This window comes from Streptomyces sp. NRRL F-5630, assembly GCF_000719475.1.
Classification (GTDB): domain Bacteria; phylum Actinomycetota; class Actinomycetes; order Streptomycetales; family Streptomycetaceae; genus Streptomyces.
Window position 1 is genome coordinate 63,024 of record NZ_JOGO01000028.1, and the last position, 10,318, is coordinate 73,341.

Sequence of the window (10,318 nt, forward strand, 5' to 3'; positions counted from 1 at the left end):
CGGTGCCTCCCCCGCCCGGCCGCCACCGGTACGCCCATTGGCGGTGCCGCCACCCCGAGGGGAAGGCCATTGACCTGCGCGCCTGCCGCAAGATCTACTCTGACGGGGCCGCCCGCCGAGGACCCGGCCCCGAGGAGAGGAGGACGCGTGCGGATTCTGATCAGCGCCGACATGGAGGGCGCCACCGGGGTCACCTGGCCCGGGGACGTCCTGCCGGGGACCCCGCTCTGGGAACGCTGCCGGCCGATGTTCACCTCCGATGTCGACGCCGCCGTGCGCGGTTTCTACGACGGCGGCGCGGACTCCGTGCTCGTCAACGAGGCGCACTGGTCGATGCGGAACCTGCTCATCGAGCGGATGGACGAGCGCGTCGAGATGCTCACCGGCAAGCACAAGGACCTCAGCATGGTCGAGGGCGCGCAGTACGAGGGCGCCCGCGCCGCCGACGCCATCGCCTTCATCGGCTACCACGCCGGGGCCGGCATGGAAGGCGTCCTCGCGCACACCTTCCTCGCCAACCAGATCACCGGCGTGTGGCTCGACGGGCGGCGCGCGAGCGAGGGCCTGCTGAACGCCGCGCTCGTCGCCGAGTACGGCATCCCCGTCATCCTCGTCACCGGCGACGACCTCGCCTGCCGCGACGCCGAGGGGTACGCGCCCCGGGCCCGCAAGGTCGCCGTCAAGGACCACGTCTCGCGGTACGCCGCGATCTGCCGCACCCCCGCCCGTACCGCGAAGGACATCCGCGCGGCGGCCGAGGAGGCCGTCGCGCTCGCGGGCCGCCACGAGCCCGTCCCCCCGGCGCCGCACACGGTCGAGGTCGAGTTCGACGCCGCGCACCTCTCGCAGATCGTCACCTCGATCCCCGGCGTCGCACGCGCCGGCGAACGCAAGGTCTCCTTCGAGAGCCCCAACATGTACGAGGCGTACCGCACCTTCAAGTCGGTGTGCTCGATCGCCTCCGGAGCAGTGGAGGAGCAGTATGGCTGAGCAGCAGACCCCCGCCGAGGGCCCCGACGACCTCGCCCTCGACGAGGTCGTCGCCTACACCTCGGACCTCATCCGCATCGACACCACGAACAGGGGCGGCGGCGACTGCCGGGAGCGCCCCGCCGCCGAGTACTGCGCGGCCCGCCTCGCCGAGGCCGGGCACGAGCCCGTGCTCCTGGAACGCATCGAGGGCCGCGCCAACGTCGTCGTCCGCGTCCCCGGCACCGACCCCACCGCGCCCGGGCTCCTCGTCCACGGCCACCTCGACGTCGTGCCCGCGCAGGCGGCGGACTGGAGCGTCGACCCGTTCTCGGGCGAGGTGCGCGACGGCCTCGTGTGGGGGCGCGGCGCCGTCGACATGAAGAACATGGACGCGATGATCCTCGCGGTGCTGCGCTCCTGGCACCGTACGGGGGTGCGGCCCCGGCGCGACATCGTCGTCGCCTTCACCGCCGACGAGGAGGCGAGCGCCGAGGACGGCTCCGGGTTCCTCGCCGAGCGGCACGGCGACCTCTTCGAGGGCGTCACCGAGGGTGTCAGCGAGTCGGGTGCCTTCACCTTCCACGACGGCTCGGGCAACGAGCTGTACCCCATCGCCGCCGGGGAACGCGGCACCGCCTGGCTGGAGCTGACCGCGCGGGGGCGGGCCGGGCACGGCTCCAAGGCGAACGCCGAGAACGCGGTGAGCCGCCTCGCCGCCGCCGTCACGCGCATCGGCGCCCACCGGTGGCCCGTCCGCCTCACCCCCGTCGTCAGGGCCGCACTCAAGGACATCGGCGCGGTCTACGGGCTCGAAGCCGACCTGGACGCACCGGACTTCGACGTCGACGCCTACCTCGCCAAGCTCGGACCGGCGGCCTCGCTCGTCGCGTCGACCGTGCGCAACAGCTCCAACCCCACGATGCTGGAAGCCGGTTACAAGGTCAACGTGATCCCGGGCAGCGCCACCGCGATGATCGACGGCCGCTTCCTGCCCGGCCACGAGGACGAGTTCCGCGCCACGATGGACGAGCTGACCGGGCCCGACGTCGCCTGGGAGTTCCACCACCGCGAGACCGCCCTGACCGCCCCGCTCGACTCGCCCACGTACGCGCGGATGCGGGAAGCGGTACGGGAGTTCGCGCCCGAGGGCATCCCGGTCCCGTACTGCATGTCGGGCGGCACCGACGCGAAGCAGTTCTCGCGGCTCGGCATCACGGGCTACGGCTTCTCGCCGCTGCGGATGCCGCCCGGGCTCGACTACAACGCGCTCTTCCACGGCGTCGACGAGCGCGTCCCGGTGGACGCGCTCCACTTCGGCGTCCGCGTCCTCGACCGCTTCCTGCGCACCGCCTGAGCCGCACCGCCCGAGCCGCACCGCCGAGCCGAGCCCGCCCGAGCGCCCGACCGCGCCGCCCGGCCGAACCGCACGGCCGAGCCGCGGGGCCCGCGAGGCACCGCCCACCGCCGCACGCACCTTCCGAGAGAGGCCCCCATGGGCAGCACCCCCGCCGAACTCCCCTACGGAACCTGGCCGTCGCCGATCGACGCGGCGACGGCGGCGAGCCACGACGGCTCGCCGGACCACCTCGGCCACGTCGGCGACGAGCTGTGGTGGACCGCGCCGCGCCCCGCCGAGGGCGGTCGCAGGACCCTCGTGCGGCGCCGCGCGGATGGCACCGAGGAGAGCGCGCTGCCCGCACCGTGGAACGTGCGCAACAGCGTGATGGGGTACGGGGGTTTCCCATGGACGGGCCGCACGGGCGCGCACGGCCCTCTCGTCGTCTTCACACACTTCGGCGACCAGCGCCTCTACGTCGTCGAGCCGGACGCCCCCGACAGTGCCCCGCGCCCGCTCACCCCCCTCTCGTCCGTCGGCGGCGGACTGCGCTGGTGCGAGCCGGTGTTCGCGCCCTCCGGCGACGAAGTGTGGTGCGTACTGGAGGAGTTCACCGGCGAGGAGCCGACCGACCTGCGGCGCGTGCTCGCGGCCGTGCCGCTCGACGGCTCGGCGGCACAGGACCGCACGGCGGTGGGCGAACTGACCGGCGAAGCACACCGGTTCGTCACCGGCCCGAAGCTCTCCCCGGACGGCACGCAGGCCGTGTGGCTCGCCTGGGACCACCCGCGGATGCCGTGGGACGGCACCGAACTGCGGCACGCGAGCATCACCCCCGAGGGCACCTTCACCGACGCCCGCACGCTCATCGGCGGGCCGGGGGAAGCCGTCGCGCAGGCCGAGTTCACGCCCGAGGGCGCGCTCCTCGCCGCGACCGAGCGCGGCAACTGGTGGAACCTGCACCGCGTCGACCCCGCGAGCGGCGAGGCCGTCAACCTGTGCCCGCGCGAGGAGGAGACCGGTGGCCCGCTGTGGAAGGCGGGGATGCGCTGGTTCGCGCCCCTGGAGGGCGGGCTCGTCGCGATGCTCCACGGGCGCGGCGGCAACTCCCTCGGCGTCCTCGACCCTGCCGCGGGGACCCTCGTGGACGCCGTCGGGCCCTGGACCGAGTGGTCCGCGACCCTCGCCGTGCACGGCAGCCGTGTCACGGGCGTCGCCGCCGGGCCCGTCTCGGGCGCCGAGATCGTCGAACTCGACACCGGCACCGGACGCGCCCGCGTGGTCGCCGCCCCGCACCACGACGCCGTGGACCCCGCCTACTACCCGGCCCCCGAGGAGCGCGTCTTCACCGGACCGGGCGGCCGCGACATCCACGTCCACCTCTACCCGCCGCACCACCCCGAGGTCACCGGCCCAGCGGGAACGCCCGCGCCGTACGTGATGTGGGCGCACGGAGGGCCCACCGGGTACGCGCCGTGCGTCCTGGACCTGGAGATCGCCTACTTCACCTCGCGCGGCATCGGCGTCGCCGAGGTCAACTACGGCGGCTCGGCGCACTACGGCAAGGAGTACCGCGAACGGCTGCGCGAGCAGTGGGGGGTCGTCGACGTCGAGGACTGCGCCGCCGTCGCCCGCGCCCTCGCCGACGAGGGCCTCGCCGACGCCGGGCGCCTCGCGGTGCGCGGCGGCAGCGCGGGCGGCTGGACCACGGGTGCCTCGCTCGTCTCCACCGACGTCTACGCCTGCGGCACGATCCTCTACCCCATCCTCGACCTCACGGGCTGGGCCACGAGCGGCACGCACGACTTCGAGTCGCAGTACCTCGAAGGGCTCATCGGCCCGCTCGCCGAGGTCCCCGAGCGGTACGAGGAGCGCTCCCCGGCGAACCACCCCGAACAGGTCGGCGCGCCCTTCGTGCTCCTCCAGGGCCTCGACGACCCGATCTGCCCGCCCGTGCAGTGCGAACGCTTCCTCGACGCGCTCGCGAGCGCCCCGGGCGGCGGCGTCCCGCACGCGTACCTCACCTTCGAGGGCGAGGGCCACGGCTTCCGCAGGCTCGACACGCTCGTCCGCTCCCTGGAGGCCGAACTCTCGCTGTACGCCCAGACGTTCGGCTTCGAGGCGGAGGGCGTCCCGCGCCTGGAGCTGCGCACGGCGGAGCAGCGGTGAGCCTCGTCCCGCTCACCTGCCCCGCCCGGCTCACCCCCGGCGCGCGCGTCGCGGTCGTCGCCCCGAGCGGCCCCGTACCCGAGGAACGGCTCAAACCGGGGCTCGACCTGCTGCGCGAATGGGGCCTCGAACCCGTCGTCGGCGCCCATGTCCTCGACCGCCACCCGCGATTCGGGTACCTCGCGGGCACGGACGCCGACCGCGCGGCCGACCTCCAGGCCGCCTGGTGCGACCCGTCCGTGGCCGCCGTGCTCTGCGCGCGGGGCGGGTACGGGGCACAGCGCATGAGCGACCTGCTCGACTGGGACGCGATGCGCGCCGCCGGGCCCAAGCCCTTCCTCGGCTTCAGCGACATCACCGCGCTCCACGAGGACTTCGCGACCCGCCTCCACGTCGCGACCCTGCACGGCCCGATGGCCGCCGGGACCGACTTCCTTGAGCACGAGGGCGCCCGCGCCCACCTGCGCGCGAGCCTCTTCGCGCCCGAGACCGTCCAGGTGCTGCACGCCGCCGAGGGCGCCCGCGCCCTCGTCCCCGGGCGCGCCGATGGCGTCACCTTCGGCGGCTGCGCCTCGCTCCTCGCCGCCGAGCGCGGTACCCCGCACGCCCGGCCGGACGGCGCGGGCGGCCTGCTCCTCCTGGAGGACATCGGCGAGGAGGCGTACCGACTCGACCGCATCCTCACCCAACTCCTGCGCACCGGACTGCTCGATGGGGTGCGCGGCATCCTCCTCGGCTCCTGGGAGGAGTGCGGCCCGTACGAGACCGCGATCCGGCCGCTGCTCGCCGACCGCCTCGGCGGTCTCGGCGTGCCCGTGGTCGAGAACTTCGGTTTCGGTCACGGGCGCGGCGCGCTCACGATGCCGCTCGGGGTACGGGCCGTACTCGACGCGGACGCGGGGACGCTGACGCTCGCGGAACCCGCGCTCGCCTGACGCGCGGGGCTCAGATCCGCTCCCCGTCGAGGCCCGCGCGGGCGAGACGCTCCAGGAGGGCGATGGCCCTGTCCAGGTCGGGACGCTCCTCGGGGCGGACGACCTCATCGATGGCGCGCGTGAGGAAGGCGGCGCGGCCCGCGAGGAGCCGCTCGATCAGCTCGGCGGCCGAGGGGGCGGCGCTCGTGAGCTTCTTGCGGCCGTCCGAAGGGTCGGGCTCGGTACGGACGAGCCCGGCGGCCTTGAGCGCGGTGAGGCTCTGGGCGATGGCCTGCGCGCTGACGTGGTCGAGGGCGGCGAGCCGCGCGGCGGTCACGGGGCCTTCGCGCACGACGCTCGCGAGGACGGTGAGCTGGGTCGGGGTGAGTCCCGTCTCGTGCTGACCTGACTCGGCGCGCAGGCGGGCGCGGAGCCGCCGGATCGCGTCGTTGAGGCGCTGAGCGGTCTCGGGTGCGGGCAGGGACGCGGTCGCGGGGGTGGACACGCCCTCGGGGACGGGCGGACCGGGGGAAGGGGAGGACATCCCGGCAGGGTAGGAACGCACCAGCGATGTCGTCAAGTTACTTGCGTACCTTTGTGTTTCTCCCTGCTCACTCGGCGTCGCACCCGCCTCGTCCGTCGCGCGGCCCGAACGCCGCGAGCGCCTCCAGATCGCCCACCGCGCCGCTGAGGTATGTCTCCGCCCACGCCCGCGCCTCCGGGTACGCCGACCCCGCCGCCACCGCGTCGATCGCCGCCGGTACGTCCACCGGCGTGTGCCGCAGCGCCACCTGCCCGTCGCGCAGCAGCGCCCAGGAGCCACCGGGGCGGCCGTACGGCATCCCGACGCTGCCCGGATTGACGACGAGGCGCCCGCCGACGAGGCGTACGAACGGCATGTGGGTGTGCCCGCACACCACCGTCCGCACCTCGTCCGGAAGCCCCGCGAGGGCTTCCGCCCACTTCGCCGGGCGCGTGTCCACGAGCACCACCTCCTCGTCGTCGCGCGGAGTGCCGTGGCAGAACACGACGGGCCCGAACCCCGCGACCTCGCGCACGACGGGGTGCGGGAGACCGTCGAGCAGGGCGAGATGGGAGGGGGTGAGTCGCCGGGCGGCCCACAGATCGACAGGGAGGGCTTCGCCGGGCGGGAGCGTGCCGCGCACGAGGGCGACGAGTTCGCGGTCCGCGTTGCCCCGGACGAGCACGGCGCGCTCGCCGAGACCCCTGAGACGGTCCAGCACCGCGACCGGCTGGGGCCCGGCCGCCAGGTCACCGGTGAAGACGAGCAGGTCGGCCTCGCGGACGTCCGGCTCGGCGAGGACGGCTTCGAGGACGGGAAGGACACCGTGAAGGTCGGAGAGTACGGCGACGGAGCGCGCGGGAAGGCTCATCCCGCCATGGTCGCCGGGCCCGGCGCGCGGTCCCCACCGGAACCGGGGAGTACGCCGAGGGCGGAAAGCGCGGCGCGCACCTCGGTGTGGCTCACGGCGTGCGCGTGCGCGGCGGCAAGCGCCCCGGGGCCGTACGCCGTGGCGAACCCGATGACGCGGCACCCGGCCGCGCGGGCCGCCTCGGCGCCCGCCGGGGCGTCCTCGACGGCCACGCATGCCGACGGCGCATGAACGCTGCGCGCTCACCTCTGAGATGGTGGCGCCCGAGGCGTAACGTCAGCCGCGTCGCTTGCGGTTGACCTTCATGGTGTCCAGATCGGTCACCGCCGCGCGCAACTCGCCGCAGTGCAATCCCCGTTCGCGCAGTACGTGCTCAAGGCGCTCCTCGGCGAGCGCGGCGGCCATCTCCTCGCCGTCCTCCGCGTCCGAGCGCAGTTCGACGCGGAACGAGAACGCCTTGAGAGTCCGGTCGTAGGCGAGCGAGCCCTCGGACGTGAACCGCATCGCCCCGAGACCGTCCGCCTCGGCGAGCCCGGCTCGCAGCGTCTCCCGCTCGGCCTCGTCCACCGGCGTCCACACCCCTCGCAGGGTCACCCGGTACGTGTGCTGCTCGGACTGCTGGGGCCGCGCGTGCTGCGGGCCGGCGGGTGCGGTGGGGTTGCTCATGGCGCCTTCCCGTAAAGAAAAGAGGGTGTAGCGTGCGGCGCCACCGTAGAGGATGGGCCACATGCGACGCACCGTGATTATCGACGCGCCCTCCAATCTCGGCCTCCGGCCCCCCGCGCCCGGCCAGGTGCCCGGTTGCCACGGCCTCGCGGCGGCGCTGCGCGCGCGGGACCTGCCCCGGCGGATCGGTGCCCACGACGGCGGTGTCGTCCCCGCGCCCGCGTACGACAGGGGCGACTGGCGCCCGGGCGACGGCGTTTTCCACGCCGAGCAACTGGCCACGTACACGCGCCGGTTGGCTGACCGTATCGGCGCTCTTCTCGACGGGGGCGACTTCCCGGTGGTGCTCGGCGGCGACTGCGCGATCCAGCTCGGTGCCTCCCTCGCGCTCCGTCGCAGGGGCCGCTTCGGGCTCGTCGCCGCCGACGCCTCGGCCGACTTCCGCCACCTCGGCAACGCGCCCGCCGTCGGCGCCGCGGCGGGCGAGGAGGTCGCCCTCGCCACCGGGCGCGGGCAGGCGGACCTCACGGACATCGACGGGCTGCGGCCCTACCTGCGCGAGGAGGACATCCGCTACGCGGGCATCAGGGACGGAGACGAGGACATCCCCGAACTGACCTCGCTCGGGATGGGCGTGGTCACGGTCGGCGCGCTGCGCGAGCGGGGCCCCGCGGCGGTCGGCACGGAGCTCGCGCGGGAACTGGGCGGCGGGGGGCGGGCCGGGTACTGGCTGCACTGCGACGCGGACGTGCTCGACCCGGCCGTCATGCCCGCCGTGGACAGCCCCGACCCCGGCGGACTCTCACCGGCGGAGCTCACCGACCTGCTGCGACCGCTGCTGGCCGACCCCGGCTGCGTCGGACTGAACGTGACGATCTACGACCCGGACAAGGACCCGGAGGGAACGGCGGGGGACACGCTGGCGGACCTGCTGGTGGCGGCTTTCGCGCCGCGGGGCTGAGGGCCTTCAGGGACGGCCGTCAGCGGGGGTGAGTGCGCGGTGCGGTGGAGCGCTCATGCGGGGCTGAAGGGGCCGTTCCCGACTGGCGACTCCCCGTACGAGCGCGGCTTCGCCTGCCCCTCCTCCGGCTGTTTGACCTTGACACGGTGACAAGCCCTTCACTGGAGGCTCGACGACTGGCCCCTGGCGGGGCGGGAGGAGGGGTTGCCATGACCATGCCGGAAGTGGTCCCGTACACGACGCGGGTCGTGCGGGCGCTGGCGAGCGGCGACGGGGCGGTACGGCTGCGGGCGGCGCTCGCGGCGGGGACGGACCCGGACGCGGCGTACGTCGGCACACTCGTGGCGCGGTGCGCGGTCGAGCCGGAGTTCGGCGTACGGGAGATGCTGACGTGGGCGCTGATCCGGCACCCGGAGGCGGCGACCGTGCCACTGCTCGTGGCCGCACTGCGCGCGGAACCCGCGCAGGCGCGCGCCCAGGCCCTGCACACGCTCTCGAAGATCGCCGAGCCCAGCACGTGGGAGGCGATCACGCCCGCCCTGCTGGACGACCCGGACGACGAGGTGGCGCGCACCGCGTGGCGCACGGCGGTGGTGCTCGTCCCCGAGGGCGAGAAGGCCGCGCTGGCCGTAGCGTTGTCGGCACAGCTCGGACGGGGCGACCCCGACGTACGGCTCAGCCTGAGCCGGGCACTGATCGCGCTCGGTGACGCGGCGCTGCCGGTTCTCGCCGAGCGCGAGAAGGACGCGGACCCGGAGGTGCGCGCTCACGCCCTGGCCACGGAACGGCTGCGACGGGACCCGTCGCTCGGCTTCGCTTCCGCGATCGAGGCGGCGAAGCGTGCCAGCGCCCTGGGGCCGGATAGCCCGGCGGCTCGGACGGACGGCGCGGGGGGTGCGGCGGACGGTGTGGCGGGTCCGGCGGACGGCGTGGGAGGCCCGGCGGACGGCGTGGCCGGTCCGGCGGACGGCCCGGCGGCTCAGGACGAGCGGTAGTGGTCCTGCGCGCGCTCGGGCGGGAGGGGAGAGCGGGAGGATGGCCCCGGCGGCCGGGAGGAGCGGTGGACGGTGCTGATCGGTGAGCTGGCGCGGCGGTCCGGGGTCAGCGCCCGGATGCTCCGGCACTACGAGGCGCTCGGCCTCGTACACCCGCAGGGCCGTACCGGCTCCGGCTACCGGGAGTACTCGGCCGACGACGTGCGGCGCGTCTTCCACATCGAGAGTCTCCGCTCGCTCGGCCTGTCGCTGCGCGAGGTGGGGCGTGCGCTCGACGACCCGGACTTCGCGCCCGCGCGCCTCGTCGGGGAACTCGCCCGGCGCACCCGGGAGCGCATCGCGGCGGAGACCGAACTGCTCACCAGGCTCGACCGCATCAGCGCCGCGGGACCGGCCGGCTGGGAGGACGTCCTGCGCAGCGCCGCGCTGCTCCGGGCGCTGGGAGCGTGGAGCGCGGACGACAGGCAGCGCGCCGCGCTCGCGGCGGCCGAGGGCGGCCCCGTACCGGCGGAGGCGCTCGCGGACGCGGTGCTGCGCGAGCCGGACCCGTACGTGGCGGGCGCCATGCGCTGGGCGCTCGCGCGAACGGACGGGAACGCCCTCGGACCGCTGGCCCGGGGCCTCGGCTCACCGGACGCGGAGGTGCGGGAACGAGCGGCGCGCTCCCTCGCGGCGCTTCCGGCCGACCCCGGGGCGACGGCGCTGCTGCGACAGGCGCTCGGCCACCCCGACGCGGAGGTGCGCGACCACGCGGCCCTGGCGCTGGGAGCGCGGGGACACACGGAGGCGGTGCCCGCGCTCGTGGCGATGGTCGTCGCGGGGCGCCACGACGTGGACGCGGCGGACGCGCTGAGCCTGTTGGCGCGGGGTGTGGCGGGTGCGGGGGCCGCGGGTGGGGCGTCGGCCGCGGG

General features: G+C 75.1%; 11 protein-coding genes. 7 read left to right on the forward strand and 4 right to left on the reverse strand.

Going from position 1 to position 10,318, the window contains the following annotated elements; translation table 11 throughout:
* Window positions 1-147 precede the first annotated feature (147 nt).
* From IF99_RS0115485 to IF99_RS0115500, 4 genes are all read left to right on the forward strand, one after another.
* Window positions 148-990 (forward strand): M55 family metallopeptidase, encoded by an 843-nt coding sequence (locus IF99_RS0115485; protein WP_030997074.1) that lies wholly within the window; start codon window positions 148-150, stop codon window positions 988-990.
* A complete protein-coding gene (locus IF99_RS0115490) occupies window positions 983-2,326 on the forward strand; it encodes a M20/M25/M40 family metallo-hydrolase (RefSeq protein ID WP_030997075.1) in 1,344 nt (447 codons plus the stop codon). The genes IF99_RS0115485 and IF99_RS0115490 overlap by 8 nt, the downstream gene beginning before the upstream one ends.
* Before the next feature lie 138 nt (window positions 2,327-2,464).
* Entirely contained in the window at window positions 2,465-4,477 is a 2,013-nt protein-coding gene (locus IF99_RS0115495) for a S9 family peptidase (RefSeq protein ID WP_030997076.1), read from the forward strand.
* Window positions 4,474-5,412 (forward strand): S66 peptidase family protein, encoded by a 939-nt coding sequence (locus tag IF99_RS0115500; RefSeq protein WP_030997077.1) that lies wholly within the window; start codon window positions 4,474-4,476, stop codon window positions 5,410-5,412. The genes IF99_RS0115495 and IF99_RS0115500 overlap by 4 nt, the downstream gene beginning before the upstream one ends.
* Window positions 5,413-5,422: 10 nt before the next feature.
* On the opposite strand, the gene IF99_RS0115505 is transcribed toward IF99_RS0115500, so the two are convergent.
* The 4 genes from IF99_RS0115505 to IF99_RS0115520 form a co-directional block, all read right to left on the reverse strand.
* Window positions 5,423-5,935 carry a MarR family winged helix-turn-helix transcriptional regulator gene (locus IF99_RS0115505; RefSeq protein WP_234340713.1) on the reverse strand — a complete coding sequence of 171 codons (513 nt, stop codon included), beginning with the start codon at window positions 5,933-5,935 and terminating at the stop codon, window positions 5,423-5,425.
* A gap of 67 nt (window positions 5,936-6,002) precedes the next feature.
* Window positions 6,003-6,785 (reverse strand): metallophosphoesterase family protein, encoded by a 783-nt coding sequence (locus IF99_RS0115510; RefSeq protein WP_030997079.1) that lies wholly within the window; start codon window positions 6,783-6,785, stop codon window positions 6,003-6,005.
* Window positions 6,782-6,997, reverse strand: a complete 216-nt coding sequence (locus IF99_RS0115515; RefSeq protein WP_030997080.1) for a hypothetical protein — start codon at window positions 6,995-6,997, stop codon at window positions 6,782-6,784. Before IF99_RS0115515 ends, IF99_RS0115510 begins: the two co-directional genes overlap by 4 nt.
* Window positions 6,998-7,061: 64 nt before the next feature.
* Window positions 7,062-7,451 (reverse strand): DUF6204 family protein, encoded by a 390-nt coding sequence (locus IF99_RS0115520; protein WP_051703516.1) that lies wholly within the window; start codon window positions 7,449-7,451, stop codon window positions 7,062-7,064.
* A gap of 61 nt (window positions 7,452-7,512) precedes the next feature.
* On the opposite strand from IF99_RS0115520, the gene IF99_RS0115525 reads away from it, so the two are divergent.
* The 3 genes from IF99_RS0115525 to IF99_RS0115535 all read left to right on the forward strand — a co-directional run.
* A complete protein-coding gene (locus IF99_RS0115525) occupies window positions 7,513-8,412 on the forward strand; it encodes an arginase family protein (RefSeq protein WP_030997082.1) in 900 nt (299 codons plus the stop codon).
* Window positions 8,413-8,621: 209 nt separating this feature from the next.
* A complete protein-coding gene (locus tag IF99_RS0115530) occupies window positions 8,622-9,407 on the forward strand; it encodes a HEAT repeat domain-containing protein (protein WP_051703517.1) in 786 nt (261 codons plus the stop codon).
* 72 nt (window positions 9,408-9,479) lie between these two features.
* Window positions 9,480-10,318: MerR family transcriptional regulator (locus IF99_RS0115535; RefSeq protein ID WP_030997084.1), on the forward strand; the 839-nt coding region annotated here is incomplete at its 3' end.

What these genes read in the sequence shown, in the direction of transcription:
- IF99_RS0115490 (WP_030997075.1), top strand. Translation starts at nt 983, where the DNA reads ATGGCTGAGCAGCAGACCCCCGCCGAGGGCCCCGACGACCTCGCCCTC.
- IF99_RS0115495 (WP_030997076.1), top strand. Translation starts at nt 2,465, where the DNA reads ATGGGCAGCACCCCCGCCGAACTCCCCTACGGAACCTGGCCGTCGCCG.
- IF99_RS0115505 (WP_234340713.1), bottom strand. Translation starts at nt 5,935, where the DNA reads ATGTCCTCCCCTTCCCCCGGTCCGCCCGTCCCCGAGGGCGTGTCCACC.
- IF99_RS0115510 (WP_030997079.1), bottom strand. Translation starts at nt 6,785, where the DNA reads ATGAGCCTTCCCGCGCGCTCCGTCGCCGTACTCTCCGACCTTCACGGT.
- IF99_RS0115520 (WP_051703516.1), bottom strand. Translation starts at nt 7,451, where the DNA reads ATGAGCAACCCCACCGCACCCGCCGGCCCGCAGCACGCGCGGCCCCAG.
- IF99_RS0115525 (WP_030997082.1), top strand. Translation starts at nt 7,513, where the DNA reads ATGCGACGCACCGTGATTATCGACGCGCCCTCCAATCTCGGCCTCCGG.
- IF99_RS0115530 (WP_051703517.1), top strand. Translation starts at nt 8,622, where the DNA reads ATGACCATGCCGGAAGTGGTCCCGTACACGACGCGGGTCGTGCGGGCG.